This window comes from Streptococcus cristatus (genome assembly GCF_019685515.1).
Classification (GTDB): domain Bacteria; phylum Bacillota; class Bacilli; order Lactobacillales; family Streptococcaceae; genus Streptococcus.
This window is the reverse complement of the sequence record NZ_JABFFN010000001.1, coordinates 538520-558654: the sequence shown is the minus strand read 5'-3', so window position 1 is coordinate 558654 and position 20135 is coordinate 538520. Positions and strand designations below refer to the sequence as shown.

The following is a 20135-nucleotide window of genomic DNA, read 5'->3' as shown; positions in this document are numbered from 1 at the left end:
TTTAATAACTAGATTCTATATTTCAGTCAGTTTCTTGTCCTTCAATTCAAGTGTAATATCTGACGCTTGTGCCACTTCTTTACTGTGGGTAACAACGATTACACATTTACCTGTTTTCTCGGCAAGTGATTTGAGCAGTTCGATAATATCTCCAGCAGTTTTAGGGTCCAGATTTCCTGTTGGCTCATCAGCTAGAATAACTGGAGCTTCTGATACCAAACTGCGAGCGATGGCTACACGTTGCTGTTGACCACCTGATAACTGGAGAACGTTCCGCTTGATCTGACTTTCATCCAAACCAAGCTCAAGAAGTGTATCCTTGCTTGCTTTTTTGTTGACCAAGCGGATATTTTCCAGCGGAGAAAGATAATCTATCAAGTTATAATTTTGAAAGACCAGGGAAATATGGTGCATGCGATGGTAAGAATATCCCTTATTCCGAATGTCCTCTCCTTGGAAAAGGATAGAACCCTCGACAGGACTATCTAGACCAGCCAGTAGGGACAAGAGAGTGGATTTTCCAGCTCCTGACTCACCAATGATACTATAAAATTTTCCGGGTTCAAAATTATACTTGATCTGATATAAAACTGCTTCAGCAGTGTTCTTATAACGGTAGGTAACATCTTGCAATTGTAATAAAGTCATGATTTCTCCTTCTTAACTAATAGATGATAAAATTTCTTTCGGCGATTTTCTAAATAGAAATACGAAACAAAGGGCTACAGACAAGCAACTAATCAAGAGCAGAAAGACATAGGATTCTGCAAAGGATAGGAGACTGGTTGATAGACCGCTTGCTTTGGCTAGTGTGTCCTGTAAGGTTGCCTGATCTCCACTGGCTAGTACAGTTTGGAGCAGATAGGATGTGATGGCATTTCCTGCAACAAATGCTGGAAGCAAAGCTCCAAGAGATACCAACACCACCTCTAAACAGAACTGTAGGAAGATTGAGATCTTGCTTTTTCCAAGTGCCAAAAGAATCCCCACTTCGTAGACCCTTTCTCTCAACCAGAGAGACAAGACCAAAATTAAGGCTCCAGCTCCAGCTATCATAACCCCATAAAGGAAGATAGTGAGGAAGGTTTGGAAGGTTGCTACTGAGTCCTTGATTTGTTCAAAGGCTTTGTTCTCCTTCTCTACTTGATAGCCTTGACTTTCTAAAGCCAAGTTTTCCACTTGCTTCATGAGTCCGTCCATTTCCTTAGGATTTTCTACATAGAAGCGCGCTGCACTAACTTGAGGTTCACTATTTCCCAAAAGGGTTTGACTACTTTCATAGTCTGTAAAGACTTGGTTTTCACTGAAGTCAGAAGACAAGCCTGTAAATTTCTCTTGTTTTTTACCAGAAAAGATGCCAACAATTTCAAATTCAACTGTTTGACCTTTTCCAGATTCTGACTGTCCAGCATCCAAGCGAATCTTGTCATGAAGCGAAAGACCGTTCTTCTTAGCCAACTCTTCGTGGATCAGGATTTTCTTGGAATCCCCTTTTTGAAGGTGTCGGCCTTCTTTTAGATTGAAAGCCGAACTGGTAAAGGTGACATCCTTGGATGAATCCTCAAGAGCCGTTAAGCTAACCAAGTTCTTGTCCGCAGCTGACAAATCATCGCGTTCTACACTCTGCTCACCACTCACCGCTTCCTTGTCTTTCAGTTTTGCGACCGTCTCAAGTTCAGGAGAGACATTTTCCAGTCCCTTAATCTTGCTCACGGATGCTAGGTCTGACAACTTGAAGGTCTGTCCATTTTCTATCTTTTTGATAGAAAAAGATGTATTGAGTGATTTGTAAAGATTGCTTTCTACTGTTTTGTTGGACTTCATCAGCGTCAAACAGGCTGAAATTCCTGCTAAAAGGACAAATAAAATCAGAAATAAAATAAAACTTCTCAGTCGTTTTCTGCTGACATAAGCCCAAGCTCTTTGGATTGGATTCATTTGTCACCTCCATATTTGTAAGACTATTATAAAATCCAAATATGAAATATTTATGAAATCAAAAATATTTTTTGATTTATTTTTTGAAAAAAAGCTGGTATTTCTACCAGCTCCATTTTTATAACTTTATCCACTCAAAGCAAAGAAAATGCAGAAACTAAACCAGAGAGGATGTTGGCTGTGGCATGCATTAGCCAACTTGGTATAATTGATCCTCCTGCTTTCTTTTCATTAACAAAACCAAGATAAGCCGCTATTGCTCCAGTAAAAAATACAATGAAAAAAGTGACTTCCAAACTTACTACTGAAGCAAACAATACTCCATGAAGCAATCCAAAAGCGAAGGCCTGTATGGTATTTGCAAAGACAAACGGCATGTGATTTGCCATTCGTTTCAGTAGAAAACCTCTAAATAATAGCTCCTCTGGTAAAGATGTTTGCAAAATACTGTAAATTAGAATACTTGGTAAAGCCTTAGAACCCATAGCAGAAAAAGCCGAAGTGGCTGTTGCTAGACCACGAGTAAGAGGAAAGATAAGGATAGAAAAAATAGTAAATAAGGAAAATCCCCCCACTATCCATAAAATCAGTTGTAAAGTTTTTACTCTTTTGATAGCTTTTAGCCCCATCCATTCCATAAATGGGACCTTCCCCCTCACAGTCAGAAACCACCAGATAGAAGGTAGTAAAATAAGAAAGAGAATTTGAATAAAGGCGCTCATTATTCGTTGAAGTTCATTACCCATCGTAATCCTCCTTTACACTTTTGAAATACTCATTTCAAATACCAAACGACTATCTACTCCTCCTTCCCTAACTTATATATCTGCTTTAACTAAACCTATTAGTATCCATTACTCTATTATCTTTCGTATAAGAGCTTTTACGGTTACTTTCTATCTATATTATAGCACTATTTAAAAGAAAAGAAAAAACAAGAAAGGCAGACCTCACTTGTTGAATAATCACTATGCACACTAACAAAAAAGAGCTAGCCAAAGCTAACTCTTATCCTATGCGGAGAGAGGGACTTGAACCCTCACGACCTAAAGCGGTCACAGGATCCTTAGTCCTGCGCGTCTGCCAATTCCGCCATCCCCGCGTCGATTACCTCACTAGTATATCAACTTTCAAAATCTTTGTCAACACTTTTTTCAGATTTTTTTCATTTTTCCAAGGGAATTATTCTTGGATTTCAGCCAGATTTTCATCCAACAATTTGGCTCCCAGAGTGTTCTTAAAATGTCCAAGAGCAAACTGATGATTTTCTGGCCAGATAGAGGCAACCGCAGGCTTAACAATCTCAATATGATAGCCGAGGTTATAAGCATCAATAGCCGTATGAAGAACACAAATATCAGTCAGGACTCCAGTTAGGATGACTGTATCAACCCGACGTTCCCGCAAACGGACATCTAGATCCGTTCCTGAAAATGCTGAATAGTGACGCTTGTCCATCCAAAAGACGCGACTATCCGCCTCATGCTCAGCATAAAAGTCAGCTAGGGGGCCATAAAGGTTACGCCCACTAGTTCCGATGATATTGTGTGGTGGAAAGAGTTTGCTTTCTGGGTGGAATGCATCCTTCTCTTCATGAGCATCAATGGTGAAAAAGATATAGTCCCCACGTTCAAAAGCCAATCTGGTTACCTGATCAATGGCTTTTGATATTGCTTGAGCAGGTGCTCCAGCAGTCAGCTTTCCATGGTCTGCTACGAAATCCTCTGTATAGTCAATTGAGATTAAAGCCTTTGCCATTAGTAGTCCCTCTTTTTCACTTCCTCAAAAATATCACCAATTAGAACTTTGAGATAAGTCCCCTTCATTCCAAGTGAGCGACTCTCAATAATTCCTGCTGACTCCAGTTTACGAAGAGCATTGACAATTACAGAACGCGTGATTCCAATACGATCTGCAATAACTGATGCAGTCAATTGTCCTTCATTTCCATCCAATTCAGCTAAAATAGCTGATACGGCACGAAGTTCTGAATAGGAAAGGGTATTAACCGCCATGGTAACAGCAGTACGACGACGAATATTTTTCTCATCCTCTTCACGTTGGAAGTTCAACAGTTGAATCCCTACCACCGTGCTCGCAATCTCGACAAGGATCAAATCTTCATCTTCAAATTTCTTATCATTGCGCCAAATGATCAACGAACCTAGGCGAATCCCTGACACATGAATCGGAGCAATGGTCGTCAAACCATCTGGAAAATCCGCACGGCTCTCTACAGGGAAAATGGTCAAATCATGTTCAACAGGAAGGTTGGCTTCCGTATCATAGATCATGTTTGCACCTTGAATATAATCATCTGGAAAAATCTTAGTTTGAAAAAACTGCTCTACACGATCTGTATTCGTTTTATAACGCATGAAGTAGCCTAAAAGGCGCCCCTTGCTATTCACAATACAAGCGTTACAATCAATAATATCTGCCAACTGGCGTGTAATCGCATTATAGGGAAGTTCATCTTGAAGTTGCTCCTCTGAGCGTTTCAAAATAGAAGTAATTTTTCTTGTTTTTTCTAATAAATGTGCCATTTTTTACCTCGCATTTAATCGCTACCATTATAACATAAAGAGCGTGAATTTTCAATTATTATCTGAAAATTGCTTATTTAATTGCAATTTTGAACAGCAAAAATATTTTAGAAAAAAGCGATTTTTTTATTGACATCCTATTTTATTTTTGATATTATAACATTATAAGAAGATGACATGATAAATCCCTTTCCGTTTCACCTATCCTTTACTATCACCATCTTCTTTTACTATCGGTCTCCTTATATATAAAAGCGATTCACAGTGTGAATCGCTTTTTTCTATTTGTCTCCTTTGTTACGAATAACAAAGCCGGTCTTCTTTTCGCTTGAAGTGTTGCGAGGTTTTTTATTGTCTTTATTACGGTAACGTCTGTCTTTATCAAAACGATCGTTTCCGCGGTTGCCTTTCTTGAAGTCATCACGGCGACCATTGCCACGGCGATCACGATCTCGACGGTCGTCTCCACGACGGCCTCCACGACCTCCCTTACCTTTGCCACCAAAGCCATTACCTGATGGTTTAAATGGCAGTGGTTTTTCACGCGCAATCTCCACTTCAGGAAGGCTGTCTGGATCTTGGACTGTCAGACTCAAGATATACATAGCCAATTCTTCAGGACTAAATTCAGCCGCTAATTTGCGAGCGTCTTTAGCAAATTTCTCAAAGTTGGAACGAATTTCTTCATTTGCAAAATCACGTTCGATTTTCTTGAGCGCCACTTGCTTTTTAGATTGGAAGGCTTCTTCTGCACTTGCAGGTTTGAGACCTTTCATGCGTTTCTTAGTCAAGTTTTCGATGATTTGAAGGTAGCCCATTTCATTTGGAGCTACGAAAGTAATAGACTGACCTGACTTACCAGCACGCCCTGTACGACCGATACGGTGAACATAGCTTTCAGGATCTTGTGGAATATCGTAGTTGTAGACATGGGTCACACCTGAAATATCCAAGCCACGCGCAGCAACGTCTGTCGCAACCAAAACATCAAGATTCCCATTTTTAAAATCACGAAGGACACGAAGACGTTTGTTTTGGTCCAAATCACCATGGATACCTTCGGCACGGAAACCACGGATTTTAAGTCCACGAGTCAATTCATCCACACGGCGTTTGGTACGACCAAATACGATAGCAAGTTCTGGTTGTTCCACGTCCATGAGACGGGTCATAGTATCAAATTTCTCTTGTTCCTTGACACGGATATAGTACTGGTCCACCAGCTCTGTTGTCAATTCTTTGGCAGCAATCTTCACATGCTCAGGGTCTTTCATAAACTGAACACCAATACGTTTGATAGCATCTGGCATGGTTGCTGAAAAGAGCAAGGTTTGACGATTTTCAGGGACACGGGAAATGATGGCTTCGATGTCTTCAAGGAAGCCCATGTTGAGCATTTCGTCCGCTTCATCAAGGATGAGGGTTTCAATATCGTGCAATTTCAAAGCCTTGCGTTTGATCAAATCCAAGAGACGGCCTGGTGTTCCAACCACGATGTGGGCACCAGATTTAAGGGCTTTAATCTGTTTCTCAATACTTGAACCACCGTAAACTGAACGAACTTTCACTCCCTTGCTACGACCAAAGCGGAAAAGTTCCTCTTGACTTTGAACAGCGAGTTCACGAGTTGGAGCGATGACCAAGGCTTGGATGGCCGCTTCTTCTGTACGGATTTTTTCAAGAGTTGGTAAGCCAAAGGCTGCAGTTTTTCCTGTACCAGTCTGTGCTTGACCGATAACGTCTTTTCCCTCAAGAGCCAATGGAATGGTCTGTTCTTGGATGGGACTGGCTTCTACAAATCCAGCTTTTTCAATCTCTGCCAGCAATTCAGCAGACAAGTTTAATTCATTAAATTTCACGTTATTCTTCTTTCTAAAGGTGGTGCGAAGCCACCCTATAGGGCTTTAGTTTATACTTTTCTTTTTATGACGTATTTTCATATACTGGATATAAAATCGTGTTGCTTCTTTTCCACAAAAGAAAAGTACTGGTTTCTTTGCAACCTATCTAGTATAACACAAGAGAGGGGCAAAAGATAGTAGAATCCTTTATGGAAACTATGTAAACGATTTATTATTGATTAAACTAGAATTATAAAAGTTTTTGATAGACTTTTTGACCGGAAATCATTTCCCGTAGCAGATTTGTGCAAAAAGTGTTTTCTTATGCTAGAATGAAAATCGAATAGGAGGACTATAAATGTTAACATATGATTTAATCGTTATTGGATTCGGTAAGGCTGGAAAAACACTAGCCGGTAAATTGGCTTCAACTGGCAAAAAAGTTGCCCTCGTTGAACGTAGTAAAGCTATGTATGGCGGAACCTGTATCAACATTGGTTGTATCCCAACTAAAACCTTGCTAGTTGCTGCTGAGAAAGACTTGTCTTTTGAAGAAGTCATTGCTACCAAAAACACAATCACTGGTCGCCTCAACGGTAAAAACTATGCTACTGTTGCGGGTACAGGTGTGGATATCTTTGATGCGGAAGCTCACTTCCTTTCAAACAAAGTCATCGAAATCCAAGTTGGTGATGAAAAACAAGAACTGACTGCTGAAACAATCGTCATCAACACTGGTGCTGTTTCAAACGTCTTGCCAATCCCTGGACTTGCTACAAGCAAAAACGTCTTTGACTCAACAGGTATCCAAAACTTGGACAAATTGCCTGAAAAACTTGGTGTCCTTGGTGGTGGAAATATCGGTCTTGAATTTGCAGGTCTATACAACAAACTTGGAAGCAAAGTTACAGTCCTAGATGCCTTGGATACTTTCCTACCTCGTGCAGAACCTTCCATCGCAGCTCTTGCTAAACAATACATGGAAGAAGACGGTATTGAATTGCTTCAAAACATCCGTACTACTGAAATCAAAAACGACGGTGACCAAATTCTCGTCGTAACTGAAAACGAAACTTACCGCTTCGATTCTCTTCTCTACGCAACTGGACGTAAACCAAACGTAGAACCACTTCAACTTGAAAACACAGATATTGAACTAACAGAGCGTGGTGCTATCAAAGTAGACAAACACTGTCAAACAAACGTTCCTGGTGTCTTTGCAGTTGGAGACGTCAACGGTGGACCTCAATTTACCTACATCTCACTTGATGACTTCCGTGTTGTCTACAGCTACCTTGCTGGAGATGGTAGCTACACACTTGAAGACCGTCTCAATGTACCAAACACTATGTTCATCACACCTGCACTTTCACAAGTTGGTTTGACTGAAAGCCAAGCAGCTGATTTGAAACTTCCATACGCAGTGAAGGAAATCCCTGTTGCAGCAATGCCTCGCGGTCACGTAAATGGAGATCTTCGTGGAGCCTTCAAAGCTGTTGTCAATACTGAAACAAAAGAAATTCTTGGAGCAAGTATCTTCTCAGAAGGTTCTCAAGAAATCATCAACATCATCACTGTTGCGATGGACAACAAGATCCCTTACACTTACTTCACAAAACAAATCTTTACTCACCCAACCTTGGCTGAGAACTTGAATGACTTGTTTGCGATTTAAGTTGAAGTCTTATCTCACAGCCCTCACTGGGCTGTTTTTGTTTCTGCGAAATCTCAAATCTGTCTTTTCCCTCTTTTATGATATAATATCCCAACTTTATTTAGTAGTCCTAATTATATATTGAGTCTCAGGTCGCTCTTTTAAATATCAGCAATACATATGACTTTAAATAACTTGCTTCAACTCATCGTTTTATGAGTAATTTAAAAAGATATTTTGCAATGATTGTTTCATGCCTAATTAGTAAATTATCCACTCTTTTCGCGGGTCGTATGTATATTTTCATCGTTTGTGGAAAGGTTTTACCGTTTGCAAATTGATGGCTAAGTCGATATATTTTTTCTTCTCAAATATTTTCCAAATCATTTAATCTTTTTGAAGATAAGAACCGCTTTCTAATCAATCAAAGGATACTTCAAATTTCTTCGTTCTTGATAATATGAGCAAAACTCCGCAAAATGTTTAAACTTTATCATTGTAAAAAATATCGAAAGAAATCCCATATTACATTAGTATATATTTGGTATGGGATGAAATTGACTTTCGAAAATATTAACTATATAATGTCTGTAAACAAGAAACAATGAGGTAACGATATGAATAAAACAGAATTACTATTACAAAGACTAGATGATATTGGTCAGTCTCTAAAAGATTCTAGACAAGCACTAGCTTTGCTGGCACTTGGTTCTTGCGGAGCAGAAAGAGAACGATTGGATCAGTACTCCGATTTGGATTTCTTTGTTATTGTAAAAGATGGCTACAAGCAGGCCTATATCCAGGACCTAACCTGGTTAAGTAATCTAGAACCAATTGCATTTCACTACCAAAATACAGTGGACGGACATAAAGTTCTATTTGAAGATGATGTTTTTTGTGAATTTGCTATCTTTGAAGCTCACGAACTAGTAAACATTCCCTTCGCTGAAGGCAAAATTATCTGGAAGGAGGTCGGTTTTGATGGAACAATCTGCCAGCCACAAAGATTGCCATCAAAAGAAAATAGAGATCGTGAATGGCTGTTGGGAGAAATTTTATGCAACCTATATATAGGACTAGGTCGCTATCAACGAGGGGAAAAATTGGCTGCTTATGATTTCATCCAAAACAGATCTGTCAAGCTCTGGACTGAACTAATCAATTTGGAAAAAACTTCTAAATCTAATTTTATAGATATTTTTAACAGCAACAGACGATTTGAAAAAGGTTATCCAAATGAAGCCAAACAATTACCCTACTTTTTGCAAGGTTACGAACGAATTTCTGAATCTGCTCAGGCACTCCTAGAATATCTTGATAAACACTATCCTCTTAACGCATTTATAAAAGAAAAAATTCGTAATTTATTATAAAAGAGACTTTCCAAAAAATAATCTAAATCCCAAAAGTTAGGTATCTTTGTCAACTATAATGGATTAATGAAATTTTAAAACCTGTAGAAGGTAATCGATGTCCTCTCCTTTCTTATGTTCAGAGCAAGAAAGATTTATTTCTTAAAGTTGCCAAAGTTATCAAATTCAAAGATATTGTATTTGATTGGTTTAATCAGAACCTAAGGTAAACCTCTAAGGTTACTTCTTTAGTTGATCTTAGAGGTTACTTTAGTTATTGGACTGCTGGGCGCAGTATGATATAATAGAAACATGAAATTAAAAACTACTTTGGGCCTCCTAGCTGGGCGTTCTTCTCACTTCATCTTGAGCCGTCTTGGCCGTGGAAGTACGCTCCCAGGAAAACTCGCCCTTCAATTTGATAAAGATATTTTACAAAATTTAGCGAAGAACTACGAGATTGTCGTGGTCACTGGAACCAACGGGAAAACCCTGACAACTGCCCTCACTGTCGGCATTTTAAAAGAAGTCTATGGTCAGGTTCTGACCAATCCTAGTGGCGCCAATATGATCACTGGGATTACGACAACTTTCTTGACTGCCAAATCCTCTAAAACTGGAAAAAACATTGCCGTTCTCGAAATTGACGAGGCCAGCCTATCTCGTATCTGTGACTACATTCAGCCTAGTCTTTTCGTCATCACCAATATCTTCCGCGATCAGATGGACCGCTACGGTGAGATTTATACGACTTATAAGATGATTTTAGATGCCATCCGTAAGGTGCCTACGGCTACTGTTCTCCTCAATGGCGACAGTCCCCTTTTCTACAAGCCAGCTATTCCAAATCCAGTTCAGTATTTTGGTTTTGACTTGGAGAAAGGTCCAGCAAAACTTGCTCACTACAATACTGAAGGTATTCTCTGCCCAGACTGTCAAGGCATCCTCAAATATGAACACAATACCTATGCCAACTTGGGTGCCTATATCTGTGAAAATTGTGGTTGCAAACGTCCTGATCTCGACTATCGCTTGACAGAACTGGTTGAGTTGACCAACAATCGCTCCCGCTTTGTCATTGACGGACAAGAATATGGTATCCAAATCGGCGGACTCTATAATATCTACAATGCCCTAGCTGCAGTTGCCATTGCCCGTTTCCTCGGTGCAGATTCGCAACTCATCAAGCAGGGATTTGACAAGAGCCGTGCTGTCTTTGGACGCCAGGAAACCTTCCATATCGGTGATAAAGAGTGTACTCTTGTCTTGATTAAAAATCCTGTTGGTGCGACCCAAGCTATCGAGATGATCAAACTAGCGCCTTATCCATTTAGTTTATCTGTTCTCCTTAATGCCAACTATGCTGATGGGATTGACACTAGCTGGATTTGGGATGCTGACTTTGAACAAATCACTGATATGGACATTCCTGAAATCAACGCCGGTGGTGTTCGTCACTCTGAAATTGCGCGTCGTCTACGGGTGACAGGATACCCAGCTGATAAAATCACTGAAACAAGTAGTCTGGAACAAGTTCTTAACACGATTGAAGCCCAAAACTGCAAGCATGCTTATATCCTTGCGACCTATACGGCTATGCTGGAATTCCGCGAGCTGCTGGCTAGTCGTCAGATTGTTAGAAAGGAGATGAACTAATGGTTTATACTTCACTTTCCTCAAAAGCTGGCAACTACCCTTATCAGCTCAACATTGCCCACCTCTATGGAAACCTCATGAATACTTACGGGGACAATGGAAATATCCTCATGCTCAAGTATGTGGCTGAGAAACTCGGAGCTCATGTAACAGTTGACATCGTTTCTCTCCATGATGACTTTGATGAAAACCACTACGACATCGCCTTTTTCGGTGGGGGGCAAGACTTTGAACAAAGCATCATCGCAGGAGACTTACCTGCTAAAAAAGAGAGCATTGACAACTACATCCAAAACGACGGTGTTGTTCTAGCCATCTGCGGTGGTTTTCAACTATTGGGACAATATTATGTTGAAGCTTCAGGCAAGCGCATCGAAGGGCTAGGGGTCATGGGCCACTATACTCTCAACCAGACCAATAACCGCTTTATCGGTGACATCAAAATTCACAATGAAGATTTCGATGAAACCTACTATGGATTTGAAAATCACCAGGGTCGTACCTTCCTCTCAGATGACCAAAAACCACTGGGACAGGTAGTCTATGGAAATGGAAACAACGAAGAAAAGATCGGCGAAGGGGTTCATTATAAGAATGTCTTTGGTTCCTACTTCCACGGACCTATCCTCTCACGCAATGCCAATCTGGCTTATCGCCTAGTCACTACTGCCCTCAAGAAGAAATACGGTCAGGACATCCAACTCCCTGCCTATGAGGACATTCTCAGTCAAGAAATCGCTGAAGAATACAGCGACGTGAAAAGCAAGGCTGACTTTTCTTAAACTAAGGAAAATTAGATAAAAGAACTCCACTATCTTGTCGGAGTTCTTTTCGCCTGTTCTTTTACCCTTCTCTCTTGCATTTTCTCTCTTTTTTTGCCAAAATAGAGAGGTAGAAAGAAGGTAGCATATGTCTAAATTACAACAAATCGTAACATATCTTGAATCAGAAAAACTAGACGTCGCTGTCGTATCTGACCCCGTCACTATTAATTACCTCACTGGTTTTTACAGTGATCCCCATGAACGCCAAATGTTCCTCTTTGTCCTAGCGGACTGGGAACCTCTCCTTTTTGTCCCAGCCCTTGAAGTGGAGCGTGCAACCAGCACTGTTTCCTTCCCAGTAGTGGGCTATGTGGATTCTGAAAATCCATGGCAAAAAATCAAAAACGCTTTGCCTCAGCACGACTTCAAACGTGTTGCTGTTGAGTTTGACAATCTCATCTTAACCAAATACCATGGTTTGAAAGCAGTCTTTGAAACTGCTGAGTTTGAAAACCTCACTCCTCGCATCCAACGCATGCGCCTCATCAAATCAGCTGATGAAGTGCAAAAAATGATGGTTGCAGGTCTCTATGCTGATAAAGCTGTAAAAGTTGGTTTTGACAATATCTCTCTTGATAAAACAGAGACAGATATCATCGCCCAAATCGACTTCGCCTTAAAACGTGAAGGCTATGAAATGAGTTTTGATACCATGGTCTTGACTGGTGACAATGCTGCAAATCCACACGGAATTCCTGGTGCAAACAAGGTTGAAAAAGACGCCCTTCTCCTCTTTGACCTGGGTGTTATGGTCAATGGCTACGCATCAGATATGACTCGTACAGTCGCTGTCGGCAAACCAGACCAATTCAAGAAAGATATTTACAACTTGACCCTTGAAGCCCAACAAGCTGCCCTTGACTTTATCAAACCTGGTGTGACTGCTCATGAAGTAGACCGCGCTGCCCGTGAAGTCATCGAAAAAGCTGGTTACGGTGAGTACTTCAACCACCGTCTCGGTCACGGTATCGGTATGGATGTCCACGAATTCCCATCTATCATGGAAGGAAACGACATGGTCATCGAAGAAGGCATGTGCTTCTCTGTTGAACCAGGTATCTATATCCCCGGTAAAGTCGGCGTTCGTATTGAAGACTGTGGTGTTGTCACTAAGGATGGCTTAGACCTCTTTACAAGCACCAGCAAAGACTTGCTTTATTTTGATTAATATTCATCTAATACTCAATGAAAATCAAAGAACAAACTAGGAAACTAGCCGCAGGCTGTACTTGAGTACGGCAAGGCGACGTTGACGCGGTTTAAATTTGATTTTCGAAGAGTATAAAATCTTCCCACAATAAAACGCATAGTATCAAGGTTTTTCAACACTTGATATTATGCGTTTTTCTGATTTTTAGAACTTTTCTCCAGCCGCTTTACTTAATTTTCTTAATACTTTGACTAAGCACAAACCCTACAACCATTCCCACGATATTTTGCAGGAAGTTTGGTAGGATTTCTGGTAGGGCTGCTGCCCAGCCATTCATCAAAGTTGAACCCAAGGCGTAGCCTCCTACCATCGCAATAGTAGCTAAGATAAGGCCTAGCCATTGCCATCTTCCTTTAAATCCTGCGAAAAATCCCTGCAAGCCATGGTTGATCAAGCTAAAGAACATCCACTGTGGATAGCCTGATAAGAGGTCAATCAAGAAACCTGCTAGACCTCCGACTACAGCCCCTTCACGACTACCAAAGTAGAAGGCCGCAAAGAAGATACCCGCATCTAAGAGAGTTAGAATGCCTGTTGGTGTTGGAATCTTTAAGAAATAACCTAGAACCACAGAAAGGGCGGTTAAGAGGGATACAAGGGCGATTTTAGTTGTTTTGGTTTGCTTCATATTGTCTTACTCCATATTGATCTGCTTGTGCAATAGCACGGTAAACGAAAGCCTTAGAGCTTTCTACTGCTGGTAAAAGTTCATCCCCTTTAACCAAGTGACTGGCGATGCTTGAGGCAAAGGTACAACCTGCACCAGCATTTTGTCCTTGGATAACAGGATTTTCTAGGACAGTAAAACTTTGTCCATCATAAAAGACATCTACAGCCTTGGACTGACTAAGGCGATTGCCTCCCTTGATAATGACTGCTGGCGCTCCTAAATCATGCAATTTCTGCGCTGCAGCTTTCATATCTTCCAAAGTTTTGATTTCCTGACCCGCCAACAATTCTGCTTCAGGAAGATTTGGCGTAATCACACTGACATGAGGGAAAAAGAGAATCAACTCTTTACAGAGTTCACTGACAGCCACATCGTGCGTTTCCTTGCAGACCAAGACGGGATCCAATACAACAGGCACTCCTGGACGTTGCTTGATAAAGTTCAAGGCTTTCTCAGCCACACTGACAGTAGGGAGAAGACCAATCTTAATCCCTGCAAATTCCACATCACGCAAGCTATCCAATTCATGTTGAAAAATGGCATCGTCAGTTGGAAAGACTTCAAAGCCCTTTTCAGTCAAGGCTGTCAAACAAGTCACTGCTACAAAGCTATGCAAGCCGTTCAAGGTATAGGTAGCCAAATCAGCTGACAAACCACCACCACTAAAAATATCATTTCCAGAAAGTGCTAAAATACGATTATTCTTCATAACGAATCTCCTTTAAATACAAGCCATTTGGTGCAGCCGTTGGACCTGCAAGCTGTCTGTCCTTCTTCTCCAAAATCAAGTCAATCTGCTCAACTGGCATACGATTATTTCCAATTTTGAGCAGTGTCCCCACCATATTGCGAATCTGCTTATACAAGAAGCCATTTCCTGAAAAGGTAAAGGTCAAAAATTGGCCTGTCTCATCGACTGTTAAACTCGCTTCTGTAATGGTCCGAACCTTGTCCTCTACACTGGTTCCAGATGCTGTAAAACCGGTGAAATCATGGGTCCCCTCTAGCTTTTTGATTGCTATCTGTATCCGCTCCACGTCGAGCGGATAGGGAAAGTGAGTAGCATAGTGACGGCGCATCGGATTTTTAGGACGCCCCCTATCCACGATAAACTCATAGGTCTTGCTATGTTTTGCATAACGACAATGAAAATCATCCGCCACAATCTCAATCGAAATCACATCGATATCTTCTGGGGACTGAGTGTCTAGAGCAAAACGGAGCTTCTCCTCATCCATCTGATAGGGCAGATCAAAATGAATAACCTGACCAAGAGCATGGACCCCACTATCTGTCCTACCAGCACCGTGAACAGTGATGGGTTGCCCCTTATTGAGTCTCGTCAACGTTTTTTCGATTTCCTCTTGAACGCTCCGCGCATGAGGTTGGCGCTGAAAACCAGCAAAGGCGTAACCATCATAAGAAATAGTTGCTTTATATCTCGTCATAACTTCTATTTTATCAGGAAATAAAAGTGTAAACAAGTTTAAAAACCAATAATTGTCTGGGTACAAAATTCCAAGAAAGAAAAACTTAGGAAACCAATCCTAAGCTCTCTTTTGAAGTGCGTACATAACAAAGATAGAAGTGACAATCAACCAGCATCCTAGAATGGTGAAGACCAACATGCCGTTTTGAGTCACCAAGCCGATCGCCCCAAGAATGAAAGGTGTCGTAAAGGCTCCAAAGCTGCATCCTAGCACTGCAAAAGATGTTGCCTGATTAAGGAGCTTGGCTGGGATTCTTTCAGAAAGAAGCTGAAATACAGTGGTCAAGGCCACACTGTAGGAAAAACCTGCCACAACACTTCCAACTACCATCACACCCAATGACGGAGATAAGGCAATCACAATCTGCCCCAATCCAAAGGTGATACCTGACCAAAGGAGCAACCTTTCTTTAAACAGAGAGATAAAGAAAGAAAAACTCACACCTGCCAAAATACCAATCAACTGCATAATACTTAAAACCAAACTCGATAACTGGGCATCCCCTAGACCTCTTTCCACCATCAGACTAGGAATACGAATGGTGATAGCTGTGTTGGTGCAGACAACAACTGCTGCTTCGACAGCCAATAGAAAAATTAGGCCTTTCATCTGTCCTGTCAAACGAGTCGTTTCGGCCTCTTTTTTCTTTGTTTCTTTCTTTTCTTTCCCATAAGGGACAAAGAGCAGATAAAGAATCAATACTAAAAATCCCGCACTGTAGGCCAAGAAGGTCACTGTCCATCCCAAAGATAAGAGTTGACCTACCACTAGAGTCAAAATCGACGCCCCGACAACTTCTGCTGATCCGCGGAGACCCAGCATCTGAATCCGTGTCTTTCCATGATAGCGTTCGCTGATGATGGAAATAGCCTTGGCATTGATCATCCCAACACCCAAGCCAAATAAAATCCGCATAGCAAAGACAAAGTTATAATCCTGATACCAGAAAGGGGCTGTTCCACCGATAGAAAGGATGATAAGTCCTAGACTAATCTGAAGTCGCTCAGGAAACAATCGCTCCAAAAACCCATTTAAAACCAGCATAATCATGATTCCAAAAGAAGGGAGACTGACCAGGAGCTCAATTTGTTCTTTGGGATAGCCTTGATAGTAGTCAAACATGGCTGGCAGAGCACTTGAGATGGAAAAGGAGGTAATCAAAACGAGGGAGAGGGCCAAGATACTAGCCCGTTCTAAAAATTGTTTCATGAATTTTCTTTCTGTATATTTCTCACTGTTGATCCTTTTAAAAGGAAGATGGCAAGAAAAGAAGGAGCCCAATTGAACTAGAGACTCCGTCCTAACTTTCCTAATAGGAAGACTATTTTCGCTTGATTTGCTTGATCAGATAGAAGATGAAGCCTGCAACCATATACGCCGCAAAAATGATCAAACACCATTTGATAACCACGTCCCAACCCTTGTTCACATTTAAAAAGAAATAAGGGAAGGGATTGTCCTTGGAATTCGGAATATTGAGTTTTAAGACCAGGCCGTTAAACAAGGCAAAAGTCATATAAACCAAGGGCAAGATGGTCCACAAGACTGGATCCCAGATCTTGTATTGACCCTGTTTATCAAAGAAGAGGGTGTCGGCTAAAAACCAGAGTGGAACGATATAGTGGCAAAGGAAATTTTCCACACGGTAAAAGTCTGTCGCAATCGGAGCAAGCATAAAATGGTAAATCACACAGGTAATCATGATACTCATGGTAACACCACCCTTGAGACGAAGCAAGGTCGGACTTTGCCAATTTTCACCTGAGCGGCTCATCACACGAAGCAGATAACCCGTGAAAATCGTTACCAAAAGATTGGACAACACTGTGTAGTAAAGGAGCATTCCAAAACCACCGTGCTTGGTAATCTCCAAATAAACTCCTGTAAATGCCGCTAAGAACAAGAGCACACGACTATAAAAGATAAATTTGTAGTTCGTTTTCATAGCTAGATTTTCTTAACAAATTCTGACTTGAGTTTCATAGCTCCAAAACCATCAATCTTACAGTCGATGTTGTGGTCACCTTCTACGATACGGATATTTTTAACACGAGTTCCTTGTTTCAAATCCTTTGGCGCACCTTTTACTTTCAAGTCCTTGATAAGGGTTACAGTATCGCCGTCGGCTAATTTATTTCCGTTGGCATCGATAGCAACAACACCTTCTTCTACTTCTGCAACTTCTGCAGGGTTCCACTCATAGGCACACTCTGGGCAGACCAAGAGACTTCCGTCTTCGTAGACATATTCTGAATTACATTTTGGACAATTTGGTAAGTTTTTCATGGGTTCTCCTTATAACATTTCACTATTCTTTGAAAATCAAAATTTCTCGAACAGCAACTATTATACCGTAAAATCCTACTTTTGACAATGTGTCCTAAGTCTAGCAGACAAAAAAGTCATGCAACTTTTTACAGTTACATGACTTTTAAAAGATGATTGGTCATGGGCACTTATCAGGCACCTCATGATAAAAGGGGTAGCAACTATATCTTACAAACCAGGAGCTTGTCCAAGTTCTGCTGCAAGCATCCAAACTGTTTTCTCAAGTTCAGCCTTAGCACCAACAAAGATATCGTTTGTAACATCATCGCCTTCTTCATCAGTCACATCCAAAGCCTTTTGGAAAAGAGCGATGAGGTAGCGGTAAATCGCTAGAACACGTTCCAAGCTTTCTTCAACGTTACGGAATTCTCCTTCTTCTTCTTCGATTTCACTGTGTTGAAGGAACTCTGTCAAAGTTGAGTAAGGTTTGCCACCAAGAGTGATCAAACGTTCACTGATTTCGTCAAGATAACCATCAAGACTGTCCATGTATTCATCCATTTTTGGATGCCATACGAGGAAACCACGACCACGCATATACCAGTGAACTTGGTGAAGAGCAATGTGAGCCACATACAAGTCCGCTACTGCTTGGTTCAATACTTCCTTTGTTTTTGCCAATGCTACTGGCGCTGTTTTAGATAATGCTGTTACATCTTTTACTGCTTCTTTTTTCAATTCAACCATATTTCTTACCTCTTTTCATTTTTTTATAACTACTTCACAGTAGCTATAATACAAGTATACTACTACCAGAAAATGATATCAAGGAAAGTGTACTATCTGAGAAAAGTTGCAATAGACTGATAATTTAAGAATAGTCTGGACAGTTTTGCTTAGCTGACTTGATCAGATTTACTTGAAAATTGGCTTTGATACAAATCATAATAAAAGCCTTTTGCTTGGAGCAAGCTTTCATGATTTCCCTGTTCAATAATCTGTCCATCCTTAAGAACGAGAATCTTATCCGCTTCTTGAATGGTCGAGAGACGGTGGGCGATGACAAAGCTGGTTCTTCCCTTCATCAAGCGTTTCATAGCTTTTTGAATCAAGAGTTCCAAACGGGTGTCAACAGAGGAAGTCGCTTCATCCAGAATGAGAATTTTAGGATTGGCTAGGAGAGCACGCGCGATGGTCAAGAGTTGTTTTTGCCCAAGGGAAATATTACTTGACTCTTGGTTCATCTCCATGTTGTAACCACCAGGAAGAGTTCGGATAAAATGGTCTACATTTGCTGCTTTGGCAGCTTCTATTATTTCCTCGTCACTGGCGTCAAGATTTCCAAAACGTAGGTTTTCTTTGATCGTACCTTCATAAAGCCAAGCATCCTGTAAGACCATCCCAAACTGACGGCGGTAGTCTTGACGTGACAACCGACGAATATCCTGCCCGTCAACCAAGATTGCGCCTGCTGTGACATCGTAAAAGCGCATAAGCAGATTGATCAAGGTCGTCTTACCAGCTCCAGTAGGACCAACAATCGCCACCATCTCTCCCGGTTGAACTTCTAGATTAAAGTCTCGAATCAATGGTTTGTTTTCAACATACTGGAAGTCAACTTGCTTGAAGGTCACCTGACCTGTTAAGGGTTCAAGGATTTCGAGTTCTTCTCCCTTGACTTCCTCTGTCTCATCTAAGATGTCGAAGATGCGGTCTAGCGAAGACTTAGCACTTTGCATTTGACCCGCAAGTTGTGTGATGTTTTGGATAGGCTGGCTGACCTGCCAAACGTACTGAACAAAGGCCTGCATATTCCCCACTGTCAAACGACCCGCAATCACTTGCAAACCACCAAGAACTGCAACGATCAGATAGGTCAAGTCTGATACGGCATGAAGGGCTGGCATCATGAGCCCAGAGATAAAGCTGGCTTTAAAACCAACACGTTGGAGATCGTCTGTAATCTTAGAAAATTCTTTATGAGAAGTTTCCTCACGACCATATAGTTTCAAGACATTAAAACCTGTAAGATTTTCCTGCACATAGCCATTCATCCGTCCTAAAATAGCCGCCTGTTCTTTAAAATAAGGCTGAGAACATTTCAGGATACTTCTAGCACCAAAATAAGTCACTGGAATGGATAGAATCACCACTATAGCCAGTTGAAAGTTCAAGTATAAAACCATTCCCATGACGAGAACAATCGTCAAAACGGCATTGACAATTTGGAGAAAAGACTGTTGAAGAGCATTAGACACTGTCTCAACGTCACTGGTAAAGCGCCCCAACAAATCACCAAATTGGTGTTTGTCAAAGAAAGATACTGGGATACGATTGATTTTCTCGGTCATTTCATTTCGCAGATCCTGAGTCATAGACTGGACCGCATTGGTCATGAAATAGTTGGAATAATAAGAACCAAGTTCATACAAGAGACCTCTAAAGAGGTAAATGATTAAAACAGTTCCGATGTAGCCAGTATTGATACGAGCGCCTGCAAGACCATTAGCCATATCTAAGAGATTCTTTGTCAACTCCGTAATGGCTAGCCCCAATACAAAAGGCTCCAAGACACTCATGACTACGCTTAAAACTTTTAGAAAGACTGCAAAAAAGACAGAAAAACGGTAGGCTTTCAAATAGCTCCACAAACGAGCCAAACTAGATTGTGTTTTCATATTTCCTC

At 41.0% G+C, this 20135-nt stretch carries 19 protein-coding genes and 1 tRNA gene; 5 read left to right on the top strand and 15 right to left on the bottom strand.

From position 1 onward, the window contains the following. Positions 1 to 15: 15 nt before the first annotated feature. From vex2 to FOA33_RS02640, 7 genes are all read right to left on the bottom strand, one after another. The gene (gene vex2, locus FOA33_RS02670; protein WP_000173734.1) at positions 16 to 648 is read right to left on the bottom strand and encodes an ABC transporter ATP-binding subunit Vex2; all 633 of its coding nucleotides are present in this window, start codon (positions 646 to 648) and stop codon (positions 16 to 18) included. 12 nt (positions 649 to 660) lie between these two features. Then, complete coding sequence (locus tag FOA33_RS02665; protein WP_221160550.1) at positions 661 to 1938, bottom strand: ABC transporter permease; 1278 nt, start codon at positions 1936 to 1938, stop codon at positions 661 to 663. A 134-nt stretch (positions 1939 to 2072) separates the two neighbouring features. After that, on the bottom strand, positions 2073 to 2684 hold the full coding sequence (locus FOA33_RS02660) for a CPBP family intramembrane glutamic endopeptidase (RefSeq protein WP_221160549.1): 612 nt from the start codon (positions 2682 to 2684) through the stop codon (positions 2073 to 2075). Positions 2685 to 2954: 270 nt separating this feature from the next. Then, positions 2955 to 3040: transfer RNA gene (locus tag FOA33_RS02655), tRNA-Leu, on the bottom strand. 80 nt (positions 3041 to 3120) lie between these two features. Then, positions 3121 to 3696 (bottom strand): cysteine hydrolase family protein, encoded by a 576-nt coding sequence (locus tag FOA33_RS02650; RefSeq protein ID WP_221160548.1) that lies wholly within the window; start codon positions 3694 to 3696, stop codon positions 3121 to 3123. After that, on the bottom strand, positions 3696 to 4484 hold the full coding sequence (gene codY / locus FOA33_RS02645; protein ID WP_000940727.1) for a GTP-sensing pleiotropic transcriptional regulator CodY: 789 nt from the start codon (positions 4482 to 4484) through the stop codon (positions 3696 to 3698). Before codY ends, FOA33_RS02650 begins: the two co-directional genes overlap by 1 nt. A gap of 281 nt (positions 4485 to 4765) precedes the next feature. Continuing rightward, positions 4766 to 6343, bottom strand: coding sequence for a DEAD/DEAH box helicase (locus tag FOA33_RS02640; RefSeq protein WP_221160547.1), 1578 nt, complete (start codon positions 6341 to 6343; stop codon positions 4766 to 4768). A gap of 340 nt (positions 6344 to 6683) precedes the next feature. Between FOA33_RS02640 and FOA33_RS02635 the strand changes: the two genes are divergently transcribed. The 5 genes from FOA33_RS02635 (at position 6684) to FOA33_RS02615 (ending at position 12979) form a co-directional block, all read left to right on the top strand. Beyond that, on the top strand, positions 6684 to 8000 hold the full coding sequence (locus FOA33_RS02635; RefSeq protein ID WP_221160546.1) for an FAD-containing oxidoreductase: 1317 nt from the start codon (positions 6684 to 6686) through the stop codon (positions 7998 to 8000). 596 nt (positions 8001 to 8596) lie between these two features. Then, entirely contained in the window at positions 8597 to 9352 is a 756-nt protein-coding gene (locus FOA33_RS02630; protein ID WP_033686809.1) for a hypothetical protein, read from the top strand. A gap of 291 nt (positions 9353 to 9643) precedes the next feature. After that, positions 9644 to 10987 carry a lipid II isoglutaminyl synthase subunit MurT gene (gene murT / locus FOA33_RS02625; protein ID WP_221160545.1) on the top strand — a complete coding sequence of 448 codons (1344 nt, stop codon included), beginning with the start codon at positions 9644 to 9646 and terminating at the stop codon, positions 10985 to 10987. After that, a complete protein-coding gene (gatD, locus tag FOA33_RS02620) occupies positions 10987 to 11769 on the top strand; it encodes a lipid II isoglutaminyl synthase subunit GatD (protein ID WP_033583499.1) in 783 nt (260 codons plus the stop codon). Before murT ends, gatD begins: the two co-directional genes overlap by 1 nt. A 127-nt stretch (positions 11770 to 11896) precedes the next feature. Further along, positions 11897 to 12979: a M24 family metallopeptidase gene (locus FOA33_RS02615; protein WP_221160544.1), complete on the top strand. Its 1083-nt coding sequence runs from the start codon at positions 11897 to 11899 to the stop codon at positions 12977 to 12979. A gap of 208 nt (positions 12980 to 13187) precedes the next feature. Here FOA33_RS02615 and FOA33_RS02610 read toward each other — a convergent pair whose 3' ends face one another. From FOA33_RS02610 to FOA33_RS02575, 8 genes are all read right to left on the bottom strand, one after another. Beyond that, the gene (locus FOA33_RS02610) at positions 13188 to 13649 is read right to left on the bottom strand and encodes an ECF transporter S component (protein ID WP_061588343.1); all 462 of its coding nucleotides are present in this window, start codon (positions 13647 to 13649) and stop codon (positions 13188 to 13190) included. Next, positions 13627 to 14400 carry a bifunctional hydroxymethylpyrimidine kinase/phosphomethylpyrimidine kinase gene (locus FOA33_RS02605; protein WP_057488624.1) on the bottom strand — a complete coding sequence of 258 codons (774 nt, stop codon included), beginning with the start codon at positions 14398 to 14400 and terminating at the stop codon, positions 13627 to 13629. Before FOA33_RS02605 ends, FOA33_RS02610 begins: the two co-directional genes overlap by 23 nt. Then, complete coding sequence (truA, locus tag FOA33_RS02600) at positions 14390 to 15139, bottom strand: tRNA pseudouridine(38-40) synthase TruA (RefSeq protein WP_221160543.1); 750 nt, start codon at positions 15137 to 15139, stop codon at positions 14390 to 14392. The genes FOA33_RS02605 and truA overlap by 11 nt, the downstream gene beginning before the upstream one ends. Positions 15140 to 15238: 99 nt before the next feature. Beyond that, a complete protein-coding gene (locus tag FOA33_RS02595) occupies positions 15239 to 16390 on the bottom strand; it encodes an MFS transporter (RefSeq protein WP_221160542.1) in 1152 nt (383 codons plus the stop codon). 112 nt (positions 16391 to 16502) lie between these two features. Then, entirely contained in the window at positions 16503 to 17126 is a 624-nt protein-coding gene (locus FOA33_RS02590; protein ID WP_221160541.1) for a Pr6Pr family membrane protein, read from the bottom strand. Between the two features lie 2 nt (positions 17127 to 17128). Further along, positions 17129 to 17467, bottom strand: coding sequence for a zinc ribbon domain-containing protein YjdM (locus tag FOA33_RS02585; protein WP_221160540.1), 339 nt, complete (start codon positions 17465 to 17467; stop codon positions 17129 to 17131). A 210-nt stretch (positions 17468 to 17677) separates the two neighbouring features. Then, the gene (locus FOA33_RS02580; protein ID WP_221160539.1) at positions 17678 to 18196 is read right to left on the bottom strand and encodes a Dps family protein; all 519 of its coding nucleotides are present in this window, start codon (positions 18194 to 18196) and stop codon (positions 17678 to 17680) included. A gap of 149 nt (positions 18197 to 18345) precedes the next feature. Further along, the gene (locus tag FOA33_RS02575) at positions 18346 to 20127 is read right to left on the bottom strand and encodes an ABC transporter ATP-binding protein (protein WP_221160538.1); all 1782 of its coding nucleotides are present in this window, start codon (positions 20125 to 20127) and stop codon (positions 18346 to 18348) included. Positions 20128 to 20135 lie beyond the last annotated feature (8 nt).

What these genes read in the sequence shown, in the direction of transcription:
- codY (WP_000940727.1), bottom strand. Translation starts at nt 4,484, where the DNA reads ATGGCACATTTATTAGAAAAAACAAGAAAAATTACTTCTATTTTGAAA.
- murT (WP_221160545.1), top strand. Translation starts at nt 9,644, where the DNA reads ATGAAATTAAAAACTACTTTGGGCCTCCTAGCTGGGCGTTCTTCTCAC.
- FOA33_RS02605 (WP_057488624.1), bottom strand. Translation starts at nt 14,400, where the DNA reads ATGAAGAATAATCGTATTTTAGCACTTTCTGGAAATGATATTTTTAGT.
- FOA33_RS02590 (WP_221160541.1), bottom strand. Translation starts at nt 17,126, where the DNA reads ATGAAAACGAACTACAAATTTATCTTTTATAGTCGTGTGCTCTTGTTC.
- FOA33_RS02660 (WP_221160549.1), bottom strand. Translation starts at nt 2,684, where the DNA reads ATGGGTAATGAACTTCAACGAATAATGAGCGCCTTTATTCAAATTCTC.
- FOA33_RS02580 (WP_221160539.1), bottom strand. Translation starts at nt 18,196, where the DNA reads ATGGTTGAATTGAAAAAAGAAGCAGTAAAAGATGTAACAGCATTATCT.
- FOA33_RS02635 (WP_221160546.1), top strand. Translation starts at nt 6,684, where the DNA reads ATGTTAACATATGATTTAATCGTTATTGGATTCGGTAAGGCTGGAAAA.
- FOA33_RS02615 (WP_221160544.1), top strand. Translation starts at nt 11,897, where the DNA reads ATGTCTAAATTACAACAAATCGTAACATATCTTGAATCAGAAAAACTA.
- FOA33_RS02595 (WP_221160542.1), bottom strand. Translation starts at nt 16,390, where the DNA reads ATGAAACAATTTTTAGAACGGGCTAGTATCTTGGCCCTCTCCCTCGTT.
- FOA33_RS02585 (WP_221160540.1), bottom strand. Translation starts at nt 17,467, where the DNA reads ATGAAAAACTTACCAAATTGTCCAAAATGTAATTCAGAATATGTCTAC.
- FOA33_RS02575 (WP_221160538.1), bottom strand. Translation starts at nt 20,127, where the DNA reads ATGAAAACACAATCTAGTTTGGCTCGTTTGTGGAGCTATTTGAAAGCC.
- FOA33_RS02610 (WP_061588343.1), bottom strand. Translation starts at nt 13,649, where the DNA reads ATGAAGCAAACCAAAACAACTAAAATCGCCCTTGTATCCCTCTTAACC.
- gatD (WP_033583499.1), top strand. Translation starts at nt 10,987, where the DNA reads ATGGTTTATACTTCACTTTCCTCAAAAGCTGGCAACTACCCTTATCAG.
- FOA33_RS02665 (WP_221160550.1), bottom strand. Translation starts at nt 1,938, where the DNA reads ATGAATCCAATCCAAAGAGCTTGGGCTTATGTCAGCAGAAAACGACTG.
- truA (WP_221160543.1), bottom strand. Translation starts at nt 15,139, where the DNA reads ATGACGAGATATAAAGCAACTATTTCTTATGATGGTTACGCCTTTGCT.
- vex2 (WP_000173734.1), bottom strand. Translation starts at nt 648, where the DNA reads ATGACTTTATTACAATTGCAAGATGTTACCTACCGTTATAAGAACACT.
- FOA33_RS02630 (WP_033686809.1), top strand. Translation starts at nt 8,597, where the DNA reads ATGAATAAAACAGAATTACTATTACAAAGACTAGATGATATTGGTCAG.
- FOA33_RS02650 (WP_221160548.1), bottom strand. Translation starts at nt 3,696, where the DNA reads ATGGCAAAGGCTTTAATCTCAATTGACTATACAGAGGATTTCGTAGCA.